The organism is Streptomyces canus (genome assembly GCF_001514145.1).
GTDB classification, from domain to species: Bacteria; Actinomycetota; Actinomycetes; order Streptomycetales; family Streptomycetaceae; genus Streptomyces; species Streptomyces canus.
Window position 1 is genome coordinate 33,716 of record NZ_KQ948673.1, and the last position, 17,744, is coordinate 51,459.

19 protein-coding genes are annotated in these 17,744 nt (G+C 69.7%); 9 read left to right on the plus strand and 10 right to left on the minus strand.

Features of this window, described 5'->3' with window-relative positions; genetic code table 11:
• Together AQJ46_RS40700 and AQJ46_RS40705 are read right to left on the minus strand one after the other, a co-directional pair.
• Positions 1-259: FAD-dependent oxidoreductase (locus tag AQJ46_RS40700; protein WP_159064080.1), on the minus strand; the 259-nt coding region annotated here is incomplete at its 3' end.
• Between the two features lie 138 nt (positions 260-397).
• Positions 398-1,576, minus strand: coding sequence for a saccharopine dehydrogenase NADP-binding domain-containing protein (locus AQJ46_RS40705; RefSeq protein WP_063803902.1), 1,179 nt, complete (start codon positions 1,574-1,576; stop codon positions 398-400).
• 97 nt (positions 1,577-1,673) lie between these two features.
• Between AQJ46_RS40705 and AQJ46_RS40710 the strand changes: the two genes are divergently transcribed.
• The gene (locus AQJ46_RS40710; protein ID WP_159064116.1) at positions 1,674-2,306 is read left to right on the plus strand and encodes a TetR/AcrR family transcriptional regulator; all 633 of its coding nucleotides are present in this window, start codon (positions 1,674-1,676) and stop codon (positions 2,304-2,306) included.
• A gap of 53 nt (positions 2,307-2,359) precedes the next feature.
• Here the strand turns inward: AQJ46_RS40710 and AQJ46_RS40715 are convergent, their stop codons facing one another.
• From AQJ46_RS40715 to AQJ46_RS40725, 3 genes are all read right to left on the minus strand, one after another.
• Entirely contained in the window at positions 2,360-3,433 is a 1,074-nt protein-coding gene (locus AQJ46_RS40715; protein WP_059210379.1) for an LLM class flavin-dependent oxidoreductase, read from the minus strand.
• Complete coding sequence (locus AQJ46_RS40720) at positions 3,433-3,963, minus strand: SRPBCC family protein (protein WP_059210380.1); 531 nt, start codon at positions 3,961-3,963, stop codon at positions 3,433-3,435. Before AQJ46_RS40720 ends, AQJ46_RS40715 begins: the two co-directional genes overlap by 1 nt.
• 111 nt (positions 3,964-4,074) lie before the next feature.
• Positions 4,075-4,572, minus strand: coding sequence for a winged helix-turn-helix transcriptional regulator (locus tag AQJ46_RS40725; RefSeq protein WP_059210539.1), 498 nt, complete (start codon positions 4,570-4,572; stop codon positions 4,075-4,077).
• Between the two features lie 106 nt (positions 4,573-4,678).
• Here AQJ46_RS40725 and AQJ46_RS40730 point away from each other — a divergent pair, with 106 nt between their 5' ends.
• Positions 4,679-5,575 (plus strand): short-chain dehydrogenase/reductase, encoded by an 897-nt coding sequence (locus AQJ46_RS40730; RefSeq protein ID WP_059210381.1) that lies wholly within the window; start codon positions 4,679-4,681, stop codon positions 5,573-5,575.
• Between the two features lie 34 nt (positions 5,576-5,609).
• Here the strand turns inward: AQJ46_RS40730 and AQJ46_RS40735 are convergent, their stop codons facing one another.
• Entirely contained in the window at positions 5,610-6,293 is a 684-nt protein-coding gene (locus AQJ46_RS40735; RefSeq protein ID WP_059210382.1) for a TetR/AcrR family transcriptional regulator, read from the minus strand.
• A 264-nt stretch (positions 6,294-6,557) separates the two neighbouring features.
• Here AQJ46_RS40735 and AQJ46_RS40740 point away from each other — a divergent pair, with 264 nt between their 5' ends.
• The 3 genes from AQJ46_RS40740 to AQJ46_RS40750 are packed head-to-tail and all read left to right on the plus strand — an operon-like array spanning position 6,558 to position 9,970.
• Positions 6,558-7,526 carry an enoyl-CoA hydratase/isomerase family protein gene (locus tag AQJ46_RS40740; protein ID WP_059210383.1) on the plus strand — a complete coding sequence of 323 codons (969 nt, stop codon included), beginning with the start codon at positions 6,558-6,560 and terminating at the stop codon, positions 7,524-7,526.
• A 7-nt stretch (positions 7,527-7,533) separates the two neighbouring features.
• The gene (locus AQJ46_RS40745) at positions 7,534-8,457 is read left to right on the plus strand and encodes an alpha/beta hydrolase (RefSeq protein WP_059210384.1); all 924 of its coding nucleotides are present in this window, start codon (positions 7,534-7,536) and stop codon (positions 8,455-8,457) included.
• 37 nt (positions 8,458-8,494) lie between these two features.
• Positions 8,495-9,970 carry a class I adenylate-forming enzyme family protein gene (locus AQJ46_RS40750; protein WP_059210385.1) on the plus strand — a complete coding sequence of 492 codons (1,476 nt, stop codon included), beginning with the start codon at positions 8,495-8,497 and terminating at the stop codon, positions 9,968-9,970.
• Between the two features lie 385 nt (positions 9,971-10,355).
• Here the strand turns inward: AQJ46_RS40750 and AQJ46_RS40755 are convergent, their stop codons facing one another.
• On the minus strand, positions 10,356-10,946 hold the full coding sequence (locus tag AQJ46_RS40755; protein WP_318656736.1) for a DUF2637 domain-containing protein: 591 nt from the start codon (positions 10,944-10,946) through the stop codon (positions 10,356-10,358).
• Positions 10,947-10,968: 22 nt separating this feature from the next.
• Positions 10,969-12,357 (minus strand): glycoside hydrolase family 43 protein, encoded by a 1,389-nt coding sequence (locus AQJ46_RS40760; protein WP_059210386.1) that lies wholly within the window; start codon positions 12,355-12,357, stop codon positions 10,969-10,971.
• A 272-nt stretch (positions 12,358-12,629) separates the two neighbouring features.
• Here AQJ46_RS40760 and AQJ46_RS40765 point away from each other — a divergent pair, with 272 nt between their 5' ends.
• From AQJ46_RS40765 to AQJ46_RS40775, 3 genes are all read left to right on the plus strand, one after another.
• Positions 12,630-14,054, plus strand: coding sequence for an amidase (locus AQJ46_RS40765; RefSeq protein WP_059210387.1), 1,425 nt, complete (start codon positions 12,630-12,632; stop codon positions 14,052-14,054).
• A 26-nt stretch (positions 14,055-14,080) separates the two neighbouring features.
• Positions 14,081-14,299 carry a hypothetical protein gene (locus tag AQJ46_RS40770; protein ID WP_030044637.1) on the plus strand — a complete coding sequence of 73 codons (219 nt, stop codon included), beginning with the start codon at positions 14,081-14,083 and terminating at the stop codon, positions 14,297-14,299.
• A 133-nt stretch (positions 14,300-14,432) separates the two neighbouring features.
• Positions 14,433-15,908, plus strand: coding sequence for an SPFH domain-containing protein (locus tag AQJ46_RS40775; RefSeq protein WP_059210388.1), 1,476 nt, complete (start codon positions 14,433-14,435; stop codon positions 15,906-15,908).
• A 50-nt stretch (positions 15,909-15,958) separates the two neighbouring features.
• Here AQJ46_RS40775 and AQJ46_RS40780 read toward each other — a convergent pair whose 3' ends face one another.
• Positions 15,959-16,387, minus strand: coding sequence for a hypothetical protein (locus AQJ46_RS40780; RefSeq protein ID WP_059210389.1), 429 nt, complete (start codon positions 16,385-16,387; stop codon positions 15,959-15,961).
• Positions 16,388-16,439: 52 nt separating this feature from the next.
• Between AQJ46_RS40780 and AQJ46_RS40785 the strand changes: the two genes are divergently transcribed.
• A complete protein-coding gene (locus AQJ46_RS40785) occupies positions 16,440-16,886 on the plus strand; it encodes a type II toxin-antitoxin system PemK/MazF family toxin (protein WP_057618155.1) in 447 nt (148 codons plus the stop codon).
• Here the strand turns inward: AQJ46_RS40785 and AQJ46_RS40790 are convergent.
• Positions 16,871-17,695: a TIGR02452 family protein gene (locus AQJ46_RS40790; RefSeq protein ID WP_059210390.1), complete on the minus strand. Its 825-nt coding sequence runs from the start codon at positions 17,693-17,695 to the stop codon at positions 16,871-16,873. The two genes, AQJ46_RS40785 and AQJ46_RS40790, sit on opposite strands and share 16 nt — an antisense overlap.
• Positions 17,696-17,744 lie beyond the last annotated feature (49 nt).

Consider the following 17,744-nt stretch of genomic DNA (forward strand, 5'->3'; position numbering starts at 1 on the left):
CCCCGTAGTCGAAGGAGACCTCACCGTCCACCTTGATGCCGAAGGTCTTAGCCTCGCGCGTGAAAAGGTGCGCGAGCTCGGCATTGCGCAGCAGGGCCTTGGTGGGGATACAGCCCACGTTCAGACAGACGCCGCCCCAGTACTTCTCCTCGACGACCGCGACCCGCTTGCCCAGTTGAGCGGCCCGGATCGCGGCAACGTACCCGCCGGGGCCCGCGCCGAGTACGACGACGTCGAAGTGCTCACCCTGCTCGTCCATGGACGGCTTCCTTTCCACTGAGGTTGCCGGCTCCCGCGAGGGGCCGGCTCGCTCCCGATCCAACAACCCCACCTCGTCAGCGGTTCCTCGGACATTCGCTTCAGCGCCCCGGCGCCGTGATCTGTGCCCGCTCAGCCGTCATCGACGGCGGGCCGGCGCCCCGTCGACCTCGTGCACTCCGGCCTCGGCGGCACCGAGCCTGAGAGTGTCGAGGCCGAAGGCGGCGACCGGGCCGTGCGCACCGGGCTTGAGTACGGCATCCGGCTGAGCCGCGTGGGCGGCGCCCCACGCCAGGAGGGATCCCGTCATCTCGTACGGATCGGGTCCGGTGAGGGCCGTCGTGGCCAGGGGTCGGCCGTGGCTGTCGCGGGCGACGGCGATCACCAGGGAACGGCCGTCGGGATCAGGCTCGCGCTGTGATCCCGGGAGCCGCTCGGACCACCGCGCCAGCGCGGCCCGTACCTTCGCCGAGCGCAGCACGGGCGCCTGGAGCGTGGCAGCGATCTGCACCGGGCGGGTCCACCGTCCAAGCCACCCGAGGCCCACCTCGACGCTCTCCAACTGAGGGAAGACCTCCGGCAGTCCGAGATGCTCCGTGCCCGGGACGGTCATGGCCGTACGTTTCACGCCTCCGTAGTGGAAAGTGCGTACCCGCTTGGCGGCGCGCTCGTCGACCACCCGGGCGCCGGCCCAGGGGCGCGGCCTGCGGTAGGCGAACCCGTCCTCGGCCGCCGCAGCGACCAGCGTCTGACGTGTGCCTCCCGTGGTCAGGGTGTACGCGTCGCGCAGGGTGCTGCGGTAGCGCAGTTCGTCGCCGTGTCCGGCGCGGGTGATGAAGTACCCGGTCTCCACGTGGCGTGCCCGCTCGCCCGCGCGCGTCAGGGCGAGCGCGCCGGCGAGGTTGCCCGGCACGTAGTCGTAGCCGAACGCGGGCACGAGAGTCGCTCCCCGGCCGGCCGCGACGGCGTCCAGCTCAAGGAGGACGCGGCGGGCGAAGGTCCCCTCCCCCGTCGAGTCGAAGTAGTGCGCCCCCGCCCGCGCGGCAGCCGTGACCGCGGGCATTCCGAGCCGCATGAACGGTCCGATCGTGGAGACGACGACATCGCCGGGCTCCACGAGGCGCGTCAGGTCGGCCGTCGAGGTGACGTCGACCTCGGCCACCGGCAGGTCCGCCTGGAAGCGGTCGGCCAAGGTCTGCATCCTGGTCCGGCTCCGCCCGGCCAAGGTCGGCTTCTCCCCTCGTGCGAGCAGCTCCCGGAGCACGCGCTGCCCGGTGTACCCCGTCGCACCCAGCAACACGATCCTGCGCTTTTCCACGGCTCCGCCTGCCTTCCGGAGGGCGTTGTCACGACAATCACCCGACTGACCGAGAGTCATTCACTGACCCAGGGTCACTGAATATACGATGGTGCGCATGCGAGGGCCAAACCGACGACAGATGTATGCGGAGCAGACCCGGGCGGACCTGGTGACGGCCGCGCGGAAGCTGTTCGTGGACAACGGGTTCGCGGACACGTCGGTCGAGGCCATCACCGGGGCGGCGCGGGTGAGCAAGGGCACCTTCTACAGCCACTTCCCGGACAAGAGGGCGATGTTCGCCGAGCTCTACATCGAACTGCTTCAGCAGGTCGGCGCCCTGTGCGACACGACGTCCGAGGCGATCCGTGCGACAAGGCCGGACCAACCCGCCATGACCGCGGTCGCCGACCTCACGCACGCCTTCCTGCGGCGGACCATCGACGACCCCCTGCACCGGGAGCTGATGGCCCAGGCGCCCTCGGTCCTGGGAGAGCAGTACCGGCATGTCAACGACACCGGCGCCCAGCCGCAGATCGAACGGCTGCTGACCGTTCTGGCCGAACGCGGTGACCTGCAACCGGACGCGCCCGTCGCCACCGTCGCCCGACTACTGCTGGCCGGCCTGTGCGAGGGCAACCAGATCATCGCCGCCGCGATGGACCGGGAGGAAGCCCTGACCAGGACATTCCATGCGATCACCCTGATGATGTCGGGCCTGGCGGCCGACGGCGTCAGCGCCCGCGGTTGACCTGAACCGGGGCACGGCGGACGGCATCGGCCTATGGCGGCCCGCCTCGGCCGCTATGGCCTGTCGTCAGCGTGCCACCTCGTCTCGAGGTCGCGGACCAGGTCGATGGCCCGGCCCAGGGTGGCGAGCCGGGCGTCGAGAGTCTCGCCGGCGGGATAGAAGCGGACGGTGTCGACACCGACGTCGCGCCACACGCGCAGTCGCTCACGCACCATGTCCTCGGTTCCGATCAGCGTCGTCGCCAGCACCATCTCGTCGGTGATCAGACCGGCCGCGCCGTCCCGGTCCCCGGCCTGCCAACGGGTCCGGACCTCGGCCGCGACCTCGGCCCAACCCTGGCGGCTGTAGGCGTTGTTGTAGAAGTTCGTGGTCGCCGAGCCCATGCCGCCGAGGCTGAAGGCCAGCTCCTTCTTGCGTCCGGCCACCATCATGCGCAGGTCGTCCTCGTCCTCCGCGAAGGCGACCTCGGCGCCCTGGCAGATGTCGAGGTCGGCGCGTGTACGGCCGGCGTTGGCAAGGCCCCGGTCCAGGTGGTCGAAGTACGCCTCTTTGGCGCCTTCGGGTACGAAACTGGTGCCCAGCCAGCCGTCGGCGATCTCACCGGTCAGGTGCAGCATCTTCGGCGAGAGAGTGGCCAGGTAGACGGGGATGTCGTGCTCGGCACGCACGGACAGACGCATGGGCCTGGCCTCCCCACCGGGCAGCGGGATCTGGAATTCACGGCCGGAGTAGGAGACCTTCTCCCCCGAGGCGGCCTGTCGCACGATCTCGACGGTCTCGCACATCCGGGACAGCGGCCGGTCGAAAGGCACGCCGTGCAACCCTTCGATCACCTGCGGTCCGGAGGGGCCAAGGCCGAGGAGGAAGCGCCCCTGGGAGATCTGCGACAGCGTGATCGCGGCGCGCGCGATGGCCATCGGCGTGCGGGTGCCGAGCTGGATGATTCCCGATCCGAGAAGCATGCGCTCCGTCTTCGCGGCGAGATAGCCCAACGGCGAGGGTGCCTCGGAGCCCCATGCCTCCGCCACCCAGCAGATGTCCAGACCGAGCCTCTCCGCCTCGGTGACGTAGTCGACGATCTCCCGCCAGTCGCCGCCGGAGGCTTCGATCGTGGTCGAGGTACGCATCACAGACTCGCCTCCCCCGAGGTCCGGGGGCTCTCGGCCAGCTTCTTGACCCCTTCGAGGGTGACGGCCATGTTGGCCTCGAACTCCCGCATACGCACGAAGACGATCTTCTGCTCCTTCTCCGGCATGCGTTCGATGGCGAAGGAGAGCCCCGAAGGGGCCGGCCCCATCTGCATCCATTCCCGCAGCACCGTGCCCCCGTCCTGTGGCTCCAACGTGAACCGCCAGATCGCCGAGGGGTACTGCGGATCCTCTACCGCCCAGGCGAGCCGCTTCGGCGGCTCCCACTCGACGATGTGGGACGTGGTGGCCCACTCCCCGAACGCTTCGTGCTTGCTCCGGCCGACGAACCGGGCTCCCAGAGCAGGCCCGCCGCCGTCCAGCCATTCCACCGACTGCAGCTCGGAGCTCATGCGTGGCATCAGTTCGATGTCGGACACCAGCCTCCACACCTGAGCCGGTGGTGCGGCGATCCAGGTGTGGACCTCAACCGTCGGTTTGTCCGCATAGCGTGCGCCCGTCCACTCCATGAACCCGCAGCCCCTCTGTCGCCAAGAGCGCTCGGATGAGCATCTGACCAGTAAAGTTGCGTAGGTAGACCCACTTGTCAAGGGTGACCTGCCGCGCAGGGCGCTGCCCGGTCAGCCCGTGAACCGGGCCCGCACATCCGGCCGTTCGGCCAAGTGCGGTGGGTAGCCGGGGCCCATCCGGGGGTGGGTGTTGTCCAGGGTCATGGGCTCACCGCAGGCGGCGCACACCACCTCGGCATGCGTCTCCTGCCCGCACGTCTCGTGGCGCATCGTCACCGGCGGGCCCGCTTCGCCGGAGAGCCAGCGGTCCCCCCACCGGTTCATCACCAGCAGCACGCCATAGAAGTCGCGCCCCTTCTCGGTGAGCACGTAGTCATGACGGACCGGCTCCGTCTGGTAGGGCCGCTTCTCCAGCAGCCCCTCCTCCACCAGCCGGCGCAGCCGGTCCGTCAGCGTGTTGCGGGCGATCCCCAGCGACGCCTGGAACGCGTCGAACCGCCGGATCCCGTAGAACGCCTCACGCAGCACCAGCGGCGTCCACCAGTCCCCGAGCAGGTCCATGGTGCGCGCGATCGAGCAGGGCCACTGCGCAAAGGATGTCCGTCTCATGACGGCCAGCATAGGTTCGTCCAGTCGTGAGACCCAGCAGGTGAACCGAACAGCGACCGGTGCGCAGTCTCTTGTGCTCCATCAATAACGAAGTTATGTTGCCGCCATGAAACGTGACTTGCTGGGCAGAAATCTGGTTGTCACCGGAGCGGCACGCGGCATTGGGGAAAAGGTGGCCCGTCTGGCCGCCGCCCGAGGGGCCCGGGTGACCGTGATCGGACTCGAAGCCGATCGGTTGCGCGCCCTCGCCGACGAGCTGGGTCCCACCGCATCATGGCGTGAGGCCGATGTACGCGACGGGGCCGCTCTCCAAGCGGCGATCGACGCAGCCGCCGAGATCATGGGCGGCATCGACCTCGTCGTCGCCAACGCCGGCGTCGTGGCGTACGGGACGGTGCGGCAGACGGACGAGGCGTCGTTCGAGCGGGTCCTGGACATCAACCTGAACGGTGTGTTCCGCACCCTCAAGTACGCGACGCCCCATCTGGAGCGCAGCCGCGGCCATGTGCTGGTCGTGGCGTCCGCACTGTCGTTCATGCCGCTGGCCGCGATGGCCTCCTACGGCGCGAGTAAAGCGGGGGCCGAATTGCTGGCCCTGACCTACCGCCAGGAGGTGGCACACCTCGGAGTCACGGTCGGCGTGGTACACCCTTCCTGGATCGACACGGACCTCGTCCGGGGCGCCGAGGCGGACCTCCCCTCGTTCCAGGGCCTGCGCGCGCGGCTTCCGTATCCGGGCAACGTGACCACGAGCGCCGACCGGGCGGCCGCCGCGATCGTCGACGGGCTCGTGCGCCGACGCAGCCGTGTGTACGTCCCGCGCGCGGTCGTCGTGGCCAACTGGGCGAAGGGGGCGCTGAACTCGCCATTGGCGTGGCCTTGGATGAGGCGCTTCGCCGCCCGGGCGGTTCCCTCCCTCGAACGGGAGGTCGCAGCCCTGGGCAGGAACGACCAGCGCACACCGAGCACCGATACCCCTGCCGCGAAGACCAGGTCGTCCTAGCCGCGCCCGGGGCAGCGCCCAACCACCCGGCTTCTCACCGGACTTGGACGATCGAGTCGTACAGGCGCGCGCCGGCCTCGTGGGAGGCCTCGGCACGCTCCCGCTGGTCCCCCAGGCCGACAGTGAAGTTCACCCCCATCGGCACGAGCACCTGCGCCACGGCGTCGTCGAACTCGACGAAGTGCTCAGCCAGTTCAAGGGTGATGTAACCGTGCACGTAACTCCACAGCTGAGCGGCGATGGCTTCGGGTCCCTGACGCTCGACCCTGCCGGAGCGCACGAGCCGTTCGCACGCCGCGGTGACATGAGCGTGGGCTTCCCGAAAGGCCTGGGAATGCCCGCTCAGGCGACGGTCCGTGTCCGGCAGCGGCCGGTATGTCGCCCGAGTGGACAGTCCGAACATCAGGTCGTAGAGATGGGGGTTCTCCCGGGCCTGCCGACGGCAGGTCAGGGCCATGGCGAAGAGATCCGCGATCGGGTCCTCCGTCACCGGTACCCGGCCGAACGTCGCGCCGAGTTCCTTGAACCCGTGGTCGGCGACAGCGCTCATCAGCTCGGGGATCCCACCGAAGTGGCTGTAGAGCACCATCGTCGACAGTCCGCTCGCGGATGCCACCGTGCGCGCCTTCACAGCGGACGGGCCCTGCTCGGCCAGCAAGCCGACGGCCGCCTGCACAAGTCGTTCCGGCGCGTCCTCGAGCCTCGCCCGCCCTGCCATGTTCCGCACGCCTCCACCGTTGACATACCAGAAATAACTTGGTTATGTAATTCTTCACGGCAATAGTACACATCGTGTGTGACCTGCCGCCTCGGATACACGCGTCCGCTCTCGGACACGTCATCACGCGCTGGTCCAGTCTTCTGCCGCCCGTGCGGGCACAGCGTGTCGGGCCGAACCCGACCTCATCATCGCTGCGACACGCATCCGCGGCCGTTTCCACGCACTTTCCCACCCCATGAACTCAGCACGGGAGCAGAACTCATGCCATACAAAGACAAGGGCCGTCTCACGGTCGAAGATCGCGGCTCCGTTCTGATCGCGCGGGTCGACGGCGGCCCGCACCAGGAGTTCGGCCTCGACATCGCCCAGCAGCTGGAGAAGCTGGTGGCCCGAGCCGACCGTGATCCGAACATCCGTGCCGTCGTCTTCACCGGGGCACATCCCGAGCGGTTCGTCAGCCATGCCGCGGTCCGGTGGCTGCAGGAAGAGGGAGCCGCGAGCCCTACGGTCGGCCGGCGCGCTGCCTCAGCCGTCGTCCGCCTGGCCAAGCACGTGGACCGGTCCCGCCTCCTCGGGTCCGTGATGCGCAGAACCCCGATGCGCGGGGCTCTGCAGCTGGAACGTCTGCACAGGACCTTCCTGCGGATGAACGCCAGCGGTGTGCTCTACGTCGCCGCCCTCAACGGTTCCGCTCTCGGCCTCGGCGCGGAGTTCGCCTGGGCGTGCGATCTGCGGGTCATGGCCGAGGGGGACTTCTTCATCGGCCAGCCGGAGATCCTCCTCGGCATCATCCCGGGCGGCGGCGGCACCCAGCGGCTGACCCGCCTGATCGGCACCCACCGGTCCCTGGCCGCGATCCTCGAAGGCAAGCCGTTCACGCCCGAAGAGGCCCTCGCCAACGGGGCGGTGGACAAGGTCGTCGCGCAGGACAAGGTGGTCGCGCAGGCGGTCGAACTCGCCGAGCACTTCGGAAAGCGGTCGAAGGCGTCGGTCGCGGCCGCCAAGAGGTCGGTGTACTTCGGCGGCTCGATGTCACTGGAGGACGGTCTGCACGTCGAACGCGCCGAGTTCTTCGCCCAGATCATGTCGGAGGAAGGCCAGAGGCTGATGCTCGACTACCAGGCCACAACCGCCGCCACCGGCGAACTCCCGCTCTACACACCGGGCACCTACGCACGAGCCCTCGCCTCGGGCAGCGTGCCGGGCCGTCGCTCGACGAGCGGGCGATGAACCGACGATGACCACTCAGCAGTCCTTCACCCGTCACGACATCACGTTCCCTTCCGGCGACACCAACTGCGCCGGCTGGCTCTACCTCCCCACGGGCGTCACGTCTGCGCCCGTCGTCATCCTCGGGCACGGCCTCGGCGCCGTCCGCGAGATGCGCCTGGACGCCTTCGCCGAGCGCTTCGCGCAGGCCGGCATCGCCGCGGTGGCCTTCACCTACCGCCACTTCGGCGACAGCGGCGGCCACCCTCGCCAGCTCCTGTCGATCAAGCGTCAGCTCGCCGACTGGGACGCCGCCATCGCCTACGTCAAGGCCCGCACGGACGTCGACCGGACCCGCATCGCCGTATGGGGCAGCTCGTTCGGCGGCGGCCATGCCATCACCGTCGCCTCCCGCCACCCCGAACTGCGCGCGGCGGTGTCGCAATGCCCCTTCACCGACGGTCTCGCCTCCGCGCTCGCGCTGGGCCCTGCCGCCTCACTCAAGGTCCTCCCCGTGGTCGCCCGCGACCTGGCGGCCAGAGGCCGCGGAAAGCCGCCCGTGATGGTGCCGATCGCCGCCACCCCCGGCTCGTCGGCTCTCATGAACGCCCCGGACGCCCTGCCCGGATACCAGGCGCTCCAGCCTCCGGGAACGACGTTCCGCAACGAGGTGGCGGCGCGGGTCATCCCGACCATCCTCACGTACCGGCCCGGGCGCGCGGCCAAGAAGATCGCCATGCCGATCCTCTTCTGCGTCAGCGACACCGACTCCGTCACGCCTCCCGCCCAGACCCTCCGCTACGCGCGCACCGCACCCAAGGGAGAGATCAAGAGGTACGACGCCGGCCACTTCGACTTCTACACCGGCGAGACCTTCGAAGTACTGGTGCGCGACCAGATCGAGTTCCTCACCCGCCAGCTGAAGCCGGCAGCCGCCGCGTCAGCTCCGTGACCGGACCGCATCACACCCAGACAGGTACGCCCTCGCCATGAATTTCGTATCTCTGCCCGACCGCCGCGCGTCCCTCGACCCCGACGGCGCCGCGGTCTCGGACGGCCGCCAGGCCCTCACCAACGTCCAGTTGCTGCGTCGCGTCCAGGCGGCGGCACGTCACCTCCAGGACCTCGGGATCGGCCCTGGCGATGTCGTGGCCCTCAAGCTGACCAATCGCGTCGAGTTCGTGCTCCTGCTGTTCGCCGCATGGCGGCTCGGCGCCACCATCACGCCGGTCAACCCGAGCATGACCGACGTCGAAGTGGCCCGACAGCTCACAGACTCCGGCGCACGCCTCCTGGTGAGCGAGGACGGGGGGACCGCCGTGGCGGACGGGACTGCCGTTCTCGCCGTCGGCGAACTGCGCGACGACACAGCGGCGGAGCCGGATGAGGCCCCCCTTCCGGACCCGTCCGCGCTGGCCCTGCTCATCTACACCAGCGGCACGACCGGGGTTCCCAAAGGGGTGATGCTCGATCACGCCAACATCGACGCCATGGCGGACATGGGGCGTCGGGCGCTGGAGGTCGGTCCGGCCGACCGGTGCCTGCTGATCCTGCCGCTCTTCCACGTCAACGGCATCGTGGTCAGCACCCTCGTACCGTTGCTGGCCGGCGCGAGCGTCACCATAGCCGACCGATTCAATCCCCAGACGTTCTTCGACGTGGTCGAGCGCGAGCGCCCCACCTTCTTCAGCGCCGTGCCGACGATCTACAGCATGCTCGCGGCGCTTCCGGACCAGGTCCGCCCCGACACGTCGTCCCTGCGCTTCGGAGTCTGCGGCGCGGCACCCGCCTCCGCCGAGCTGCTGACCCGGTTCGAGGCCCGTTACGGGTTTCCGCTCGTCGAGGGATACGGGCTGTCCGAGGGAACGTGCGGCTCCACCATCAATCCTGTCGCGGGCCCCCGACGCGCCGGAACCGTGGGACTGCCCTTCCCCGGCCAGGAGATCCGGATCGTCGACGCCGACCGCAGCGAGGTGCCGCCGGGCGTGGAGGGAGAGGTTGTCGTGCGGGGCCCCAACGTCATGCGGGGCTATCTCGGTCGCCCGGAGGAGACAGCCAGGGTCATCGTCGACGGCTGGCTGCACACCGGCGACGTGGGCCGGCTCGACGCCGACGGATACCTGACCCTGGTCGGACGGTCGAAAGACATGATCATCCGAGGTGGGGAGAACATCTACCCCAAGGAGATCGAGGACGTCCTCGTCGGTGACCCGTCGGTGCTCGAGGCTGCCGTGATCGGCGTCCCCGACGAGAAATGGGGAGAGGTCGTCGTCGCCTACGTCCAGCCCCGACCGGGTTCGGCCGTCGATCCGTCGGCACTGCAGTCCCTCTGTGCGCGCAGCCTCACCGGCTTCAAGCGCCCTACCGCGTTCTTCGTGGTGGATGCCATCCCGAAGAACCCGGTCGGCAAGATCGACAAGGTCTCGCTGCGCGCTGCCCACGCCGAGGTCTCCGCGCGGTCCTGACCCCCACGGATGGCGCTTGGGGCTGTCTCCGGTGGCGGCCCTCGGCTCCGCGTCAGGGACCGAGTCCAGATCCGGGACCCCCAGAACTTCGCGAGCTTCGCCACTCCGGCCTGCCGGGGACATCCGCGGAGTTGCTCGCAAGGATGGCCCAGCCCTATCGGTGCGCTCGCTCCCAGGCCGCTCCTGCCGGAGCAGGTCGGTAAGGAGACACCATCAAGGTCCGGACCATACACGGACCAGCTCCCGCCAACTCTCTGCAAACCCCGCATTCGCGCAGGTCAGCGCCATACGTGCGATGGACCACCAGCAGACGAAGAACCTGCTGGCACCTCCTCGATCTCACTTGCGCCGGCGCCACCCCTTCCGTTTCGCCTGCTTCGCTGGTTCAACGGGCCTTCTCCAGCAGCGATCTGTCAGCCGACCGAACAACGCCCAGGGCCTCCGGCGCCCTTCCGAACCCTGTCTCGAGATCCTGTTCCCTCCTACGGTCATCCGGCCGGTGCACCAGGAGTTCGACCGAGAGAAGCAACGCAACGGGAGGCCACCCCGCGACCAGCACCGGCCTCCACTCCATCGCCGGCGCCGCGGCGACATTGGCAGCCAATGACACAGCGATTCCCAGCAGAAAGGCCGACCACACGGCCCAACGGGCACGGCGCGCTGTCGACCCCGAATGCCTCAGCAGGTCGATCGCCGCGAGGAGCAGCAGTCCATCGACGGACAGTGGCCACAGCGAGGCGCTGACGGTGTCCGCACCCCCCTGCAGGGCGAACTCCCGCTGATGGACGTATGAGGCATGGGCGGCGACCCCTGCGACTACGAGAGCGCACAGGGGCCGCACCCATGTTCCAAGATCGATGACGCGCCGATCACCAGGGTGCGCAACTTGTCTCTCGAGCCCCGTCATCCGGCCCCGGGAACTCCCGGGAAATCGAGGGAACTCGCGGGAACTCCAGATTGGCCTCCCACGGAACATCCCAGGTAAGAGGGTGTGCAGGTCAGGCCCAGGCAGTCACCGGCACGAACGAACTGTCCTGCCGGAACAGGTCCGTCCCGGCCGTCCGTTCCACCCGGAGTTGGTAGTTGTAGTGGCGCAGGTAGTACCCGGGATAGTTGTACGACTCCCAGCGGATCGCGCCCGACGACGAGCCCGTGCGGGCGATGAATGTCGCGTCCTTGGCGAAGGTCGACGTGCCGTCGTTGGCGTCGAAGCGGGCGCGGAAGTCCCAGTGGCGCAGGTAGTTGCCGGAGGAGTCACGGAAGGAGTAGCCGTTCGCGTCGGCGAGGCCCGCGACGACCGTGAAGGTGGACGCCGACTTCTCGGCAGCCGTGCTGGAGGCGGTCACCACCGGGAGGTTGAGCAGGGAGGACTGCGACTGCCAGTAGCGTGTCGAGTAGTTGGCCGACTGGAAGGACCGCGTGATGTTCTTCGCGAGCGAAGGCCCGCCGGACACCGTCTCCTTGATGACCGTGAAGTGCCGGGCGGTGCCGGAGACCACCGGCAGCGAGGTCGGGGCCGACCACGTCGCGAAGGTGTCGTAGCTGTCGCTGTAGTAATACGTGCCGTCGCCGTAGCCGTCGAAGAAGATCCGCCAGCCGCCGTTGTCGAGCTGGATCACGGACGGGCCCTCGCGATAGCTGCCCCAGCCCGCCCAGTCGCCGGTCCGGGAGATCGTGTAGGGGCCGGTGAGCGAGGAGGCCGTCGCGTACTCGATGTACTTCGTCGTCTCGTTCTTCGTGAAGGCGTGGTACTTCGAGCCGGTCCTCACGATGTACGTGTCGATGTGGTTCGAGCCGATCCCGGAGAGGGCGACCGGTGAACTCCATGCCGTCAGCGCCGAGTTCGTCGCCTTCAGCCGGTACGGCGTGAAGATCCACTCGTCGCTGGTGACCGAGCAGGACACGATGACGTTCACGCTGCCGTCGCCGTCGACGAACCACTCCGGCGCCCACGCCCGGGACAGGTTGGTGATCGGGACCGTGTAGTCGTACAGGAAGGTCCAGTTGGCCCGGTCTGAGCTGCGCGCGAAGCCGATGGTGGTGCTGACGTCCTGCCAGGTGTGGGTGGTGTACGTCAGGTAGTAGTAACCGTCGGTGTGCTTGAAGACGCTCGCGTCGCGGATTCTGTTGCTGGGCGGTGTGTAGGCGGAGGACTTGAGCAGCCTGAAGTCCGTGGCGTCGTCGGACTGGTAGACGTTCACGGTCCCGTCGTTGCTGTTGAGGAACGGCACGATCGTGTAGCGGGTGGCCGAGCCGCTGGGCGGGGCGGCGGCCAGCGCCGTGCCGGCGAGGCCGGGCAGTTCGCCCAGCAGGACGGCCGAGGCGGGCAGGGCCGCCATCGCTCGCAGCAGCGTGCGGCGGGACGGCGTGGGGGGTCGTGTGCTCACGGGGCGGCTCTCCCTCGAACAAGAACAAGAACAAGACGCGACTCTGACTGTCGACCTCCGTGTCCGATATGTCGAACACGGTTCGGGAAGTCGATCAGAACGTAGGGCTGTGACCTGAACGCGTCAATGCTTCGCGCAGGACCCGGTGGGCTCTGTGCGAAAGCTGTGGCACCCGCATGGCCGTCACTCCGGCCTGGCACGTTCCGGCGAAGCGCTTTCCGACGTTACTGTTCAGTAGGCAACGTCGTCCCGGAGTCCCGGAGGTGCCCCGTATGACGCACGACCGTTCCGCAGGCCTGGTGGAGACCGCCCGCGCACTGGCCGACGGCACGATCACCTCCCGGGCCCTCGTCGAACAGGCACTTGCGCGGATCGAGACGTCCCAGGCCTCCCTCAACGCCTTCCGGATCGTACGGACGAAGGCCGCTCTCGCCGAGGCCGAGGCCGCGGACGCCCAACTGGCCGCCGGGGTGCGGAAGCCGCTGCTCGGGGTGCCCGTCGCCGTCAAGGACGACATGGATGTGGCCGGTGAACCCACGGCGTTCGGCTGCCGGGGGGAGTTCCCGGCGGTCGCCCGGGACGGAGAGGCGGTACGGCGGCTGCGCGCGGCCGGGGCCGTGATCGTCGGCAAGACCAACACCTGCGAGTTCGGGCAGTGGCCGTTCACCGAGGGGCCCGCCTTCGGCGCGACCCGCAATCCGTGGAGCCCGGAGCACACGCCGGGCGGATCGTCCGGCGGGTCCGCCGCGGCCGTCGCCGCAGGTCTGGTGCCCGCCGCGCTCGGCTCGGACGGGGCCGGTTCGGTACGGATCCCCGCCTCCTGGACCCACCTCGTCGGCATCAAACCCCAGCGTGGCCGTATCTCGACCTGGCCGCGCGGCGAGTCCTTCCAGGGCATCACCGTCAACGGCACGCTCGCCCGCACGGTCGCCGACGCGGCCCTCCTCCTCGACGCGGCCGCGGGCAACCACGTCCTCGACCCCCATCGCCCGCCCGCCGTCGATGCCTCGGCGGCGATCGGCCGCGACCCCGGCCGACTGCGCATCGCGCTCGCCCTGAAGCCGCCGTTCACCGCGCTGCCCGCCCGGCTCCAGCCGGAGGTGCGGGCGCGGATCGTCGAACTCGCCGAGAAGCTGAGCGACTTGGGGCACACGGTCGAGGAGGCGGATCCGCCGTACGGGCAGATCGGGCTCACCTTCATCCCGCGCGCCACGGCCGGTATCGCCGAGCGGGTCCGCGAGGCACCCTTCCCCGCGCTCCTCGATCGCCGCACCCGGGACGCGGCCCGGCTCGGCGGACTGCTCGGCGGGGTCCCGCTGCGGGTGGCGCGGCGCGCGGAGGCGGTCCTGCACCGCCGTATCGGCGGGTTCTTCACGTCGTACGACGTCGTCCTCGCCCCGACGACGGCCGCTCCCCCGCCGCGCATCGGGGCGATGCTGGAGCTGGGCGGGCTGGCCACCGACCGCGCGATGATCGCGGCCTGTCCCTATGCCTGGCCCTGGAACGTGCTGGGGTGGCCCGGGGTCAATGTGCCCGCCGGGTTCCTCGGCGGCGGGCTGCCCGTCGGGGCGCAGTTGCTCGGCCCCGCGAACAGCGAGCCGCTCCTGCTGTCGCTCGCCGCGCAGTTGGAGGCGGAGCTGCGCTGGCACGAGGTCTGGCCGGAGCCTCGCGTCAGCGCGGATTCACCGGTCGTGTGAGCACCCCTGGCCCGTACCCTGTGACCATGGACGATGCGTCGATGGTCGGGCTCATGGGGCGGGTCACGGGGACGATCGGGCCGGGGCTCGTCGGCGAGGTGATCGTCCGGGTGCGGGGCGGCGCCGAGCACTTCCTCGCCTACCCCGCCTCCGGCACGGACCGGATCGAGCGGGGCACGGTGGTGATGGTGGTGGAGTACCTGCCGCCGAGGACGGTCTACGTCCAGGCCGCGTACGACAGTTGAGCCTGCTCACGCGCAGGTGAGAGGCCTGTGTATCAAGGTTTCGACAAGGATGCGTCAGCGTCTTCACCCGGGCCTCGAACAGGCGCACACTCCCTTCGTTCGGTGCCGAAAGGGCACCATGCAAAGGGGGCGTATGCCGATGGTTGTCGGCGTCGTTGCGGGGGTGGCCGTAGCTGCCATCGCCGTTCTGATCGGTCTGTTCAAGCTGATGTGGCGTGTCGCGGAACCCAACGAGGCACTGATCATCTCGGGCTCCAACCACAAGACGGAGGGGCTCGAAGCGGGTATGGGATTCCGCATCGTCACCGGACGCGGCACGCTGGTGCTGCCCGGTGTACAGGCGGTGCGCAAGCTCTCGCTCGATCTGAACGAGACCGAACTGCATGTGGACTGCGTGACCCACCAGGGCATTCCGCTCAAGGTGCGGGGCGTGGTCATCTTCAAGGTCGGCGACGACTTCGTGTCGATCGCCAACGCGGGGCGTCGCTTCCTCGACCAGCAGAAACTGATGTCCGAGCGGGTGCACAACGTGTTCGCCGGTCATCTGCGGTCCATCGTCGGCGGGTTGACCGTCGAGGACATGATCCGCGACCGGGAGAAGCTCACCGGGCAGACCCGGGCCGCCTGCGGCACGGAGATGGAGAAGCTGGGGCTCATCGTCGACTCCCTGCAGATCCACGAGATCGAGGACCCGACCGGGTACATCCAGAACCTTGCGATGCCGCACGCGGCGGCCGTCCAGCGTGACGCCCGCATCGCGCAGGCCGAGGCGAACCGGCTCGCCACCGAGGCCGAGCAGAAGTCGTTCGCCCGGATGGCGGAGGCCACCCGGGACAGCGAGATCCTCCAGGCCGGATACCAGGCCGAGCGGGACAAGGCGGGCGCCAAGGCGCGCCAGGCCGGTCCGCTCGCCGACGCCGCGGCCCGGCAGGAGGTCGTCGTCCAGGAGACCCGGATCGCCGAACTGGAGGCGAACCGGCGGGAGCAGCAGCTCCAGGCGGACGTCCGCAAGCCGGCGGACGCCAAGGCCTATGAGAAGCGCACCCTCGCCGAGGCCGAGCGTGACGCGCGGATCTCCGGGGCCGAGGCCAAGGCGAAGGAGACCGAGCTCGCCGCGGCGGCCGAGGCCACCCGGGTCAAGACGGCCGCGATGGCCGAGGCCGAGGCGACCAAGGCCCGCGGTACGGCCATGGCCGCGTCGACCCGGGCCACCGGTGAGGCCGAGGCCGCGTCGGCGCAGGCCAAGGGTCTCGCGGAGGCCGAGGCGGCCAAGGCGAAGGGTCTCGCGGAGGCGGAGGCCATCAAGGCCCGCGCCGCCGCCCTCGCCGAGAACCAGGAGGCGGTCGTCGCCCAGCAACTCGCCGAGAACTGGCCGGAGATCGTCAAGGCCGGCGCGTCCGCCTTCGGCAACGCCGACAACATGGTGATCCTCAACGGCGCCGACGGGATGGCGGACATGTTCGCCAAGGCGCTCACCATGGGCGGCACCGGGCTGGGTCTGGCCCGTCAGCTGCTGGCGTCGATGAACCAGAACGGGCAGCCCGTCAACGGCACTTCGCTGAACGGCGTCGCCCCTCCGGCGGCCCAGAAGGTTCCGGTCCAGGAGTAAAGGGCAGGCCGGCCGGGATCCTTGAGGAAAGGATCCCGGCCGGCCTGTGTTCACAGCGCCGACAGCGTGACACCCAGGCCGAGCAGGGCGACGACCTTGGCGGCCTCGAAGGCGACGTAGAACAGGTGGCCGCGCGAGCGGGGCAGGTCCTCGCCCGCCAGGACGCGGTCGGAGCGGCGGTTCAAACGGGGGCGGATCACGGCCAGTTGGCCGACCAGCAGCATCACCGCCGCCACGGTCCACCCGACGATCCGGCCCGGCGGGTCACCGGCGGCGACGGCCACGACCACCGCGGTGGCCAGGACGCACTCCACGACGTTCAGGGCCCGGAAGACCAGTCGCCCGATTCCCAGGCCGATGCGGACACTCACGCCCGGGGCGCGGAACTTCAGCGGCGCCTCCAGGAAGGAGATCGCCGGCACCATCCCCAGCCATACGAAGGTGACCGCGCTCGCCGTCGCGGCCGAGGTTGCGTTCATCCAACCGACCGTACCCCTGGCCCCGTTCGCAGGACGCCTTAAGGTTCCCCACGTGACTGCGTTTACCGATGAGAACGTCCCCGGCCGCTTCGGCGCCACCGCCACCACCGAGGCCGATCCCCGCGAGGTCGGCAGGGTGCGCACCGAGTACTCCCCCGCGCACGACGGCGACCCCGACCCCGGCGAGATCGTATGGACCTGGGTGCCCTTCGAGGAGAACGACGGACGCGGCAAGGACCGTCCCGTGCTCGTGGTCGCCCGGGAGGCGGCCGGCAGCTTCCTCGCCGTACAGCTGTCGAGCAAGCGGCACGACGGGGACCGGGAGTGGGTGCCGATCGGCAGCGGGCCCTGGGACCGGACCGGGCGGGACTCCTGGGTGGACGTCGACCGCATCCTGCGCCTCCACGAGGAGGGCATGCGCCGGGAGGCGTGCGCGCTGGACCGGGGGCGGTTCAACCTCGTCAGGCAGCGGCTGCACGAGCGCTACGGCTGGAGCTGACGCTCCGCAAACGCCCGTACGAACGCTGTGCGCACCGCCACGTCCCGCGTCCGGTCCAGCACTCCGAACACCACATGCTCGAAGGCCCCGGCGAATCGTCCGCCGGGTTCGAGCAGCGCCCGGAACGCCCCCGCCACCTGTGCGGGGTCGTTCTGGAAGACTCCGCACCCCCAGGCGCCCAGCACCAGCCGCCGGTAGCCCTCCGCGACGGCGACCGACAGCACCTGCCCGGCCCGCGCCGCGAGGGCTCGCGGCAGCTCGGCGGTCCGCTCGGGTGCCGTCCGCCGGACCACCCCGGCGTTCGGGGCGGCCGCCGTCAGGAAACCCACGAGGTGTGCCGCGTCCAGCAGACGGCCGCGATCGTCCCGGAACACCGGCACGGCCGGTGAGTGGATGACCCGATCGGAGTAGAACGGGTCACGGTGGGCCCGGTGGTGGTCGTAGAACTCGCGGGCCTCCAGCTGGCAGGTGTACAGCGCGGAGGCCCGGCACAGGGCCTCTTCCTGTGCCTGGGCGCCGTTCAGATAACCGCCGCCCGGATTCCGCGCCGAGGCGAAGTTCAGGACGGCGGTGCGCCCGCCGAGCCGATGGGCCGCCTCCAGGCTGCTCTCGCCCGTGACCTCGAAGAACGTGTCCACGGCGGCGAAGACCGGCACCTCCACGGGTCCCGGGCCGTACATCCGCGTCCCCGCCCGTGCCGCTTCGATCTCGGCGGCCAGCAAGACCTCGCGCCCGTCCGGGGCTCGATAGTGCCCCGCCGAGACGATCTGTTCCGTCTCGTGCGCGATCCCGCGCAGACGCGCGCTCATGGCGCCACCCCCGTGAGCGCCATGACCGCACGCCGCGCGGTCTCCCCCG

Bases quoted from the DNA above. Each gene is read 5' to 3' on its own strand.
- AQJ46_RS40710 (WP_159064116.1), top strand. From the start codon at position 1,674: ATGCGAGGGCCAAACCGACGACAGATGTATGCGGAGCAGACCCGGGCG.
- AQJ46_RS40715 (WP_059210379.1), bottom strand. From the start codon at position 3,433: ATGCGTACCTCGACCACGATCGAAGCCTCCGGCGGCGACTGGCGGGAG.
- AQJ46_RS40720 (WP_059210380.1), bottom strand. From the start codon at position 3,963: ATGGAGTGGACGGGCGCACGCTATGCGGACAAACCGACGGTTGAGGTC.
- AQJ46_RS40725 (WP_059210539.1), bottom strand. From the start codon at position 4,572: ATGAGACGGACATCCTTTGCGCAGTGGCCCTGCTCGATCGCGCGCACC.
- AQJ46_RS40730 (WP_059210381.1), top strand. From the start codon at position 4,679: ATGAAACGTGACTTGCTGGGCAGAAATCTGGTTGTCACCGGAGCGGCA.
- AQJ46_RS40735 (WP_059210382.1), bottom strand. From the start codon at position 6,293: ATGGCAGGGCGGGCGAGGCTCGAGGACGCGCCGGAACGACTTGTGCAG.
- AQJ46_RS40740 (WP_059210383.1), top strand. From the start codon at position 6,558: ATGCCATACAAAGACAAGGGCCGTCTCACGGTCGAAGATCGCGGCTCC.
- AQJ46_RS40745 (WP_059210384.1), top strand. From the start codon at position 7,534: ATGACCACTCAGCAGTCCTTCACCCGTCACGACATCACGTTCCCTTCC.
- AQJ46_RS40750 (WP_059210385.1), top strand. From the start codon at position 8,495: ATGAATTTCGTATCTCTGCCCGACCGCCGCGCGTCCCTCGACCCCGAC.
- AQJ46_RS40755 (WP_318656736.1), bottom strand. From the start codon at position 10,946: ATGTTCCGTGGGAGGCCAATCTGGAGTTCCCGCGAGTTCCCTCGATTT.
- AQJ46_RS40765 (WP_059210387.1), top strand. From the start codon at position 12,630: ATGACGCACGACCGTTCCGCAGGCCTGGTGGAGACCGCCCGCGCACTG.
- AQJ46_RS40770 (WP_030044637.1), top strand. From the start codon at position 14,081: ATGGACGATGCGTCGATGGTCGGGCTCATGGGGCGGGTCACGGGGACG.
- AQJ46_RS40775 (WP_059210388.1), top strand. From the start codon at position 14,433: ATGCCGATGGTTGTCGGCGTCGTTGCGGGGGTGGCCGTAGCTGCCATC.
- AQJ46_RS40780 (WP_059210389.1), bottom strand. From the start codon at position 16,387: ATGAACGCAACCTCGGCCGCGACGGCGAGCGCGGTCACCTTCGTATGG.
- AQJ46_RS40790 (WP_059210390.1), bottom strand. From the start codon at position 17,695: ATGAGCGCGCGTCTGCGCGGGATCGCGCACGAGACGGAACAGATCGTC.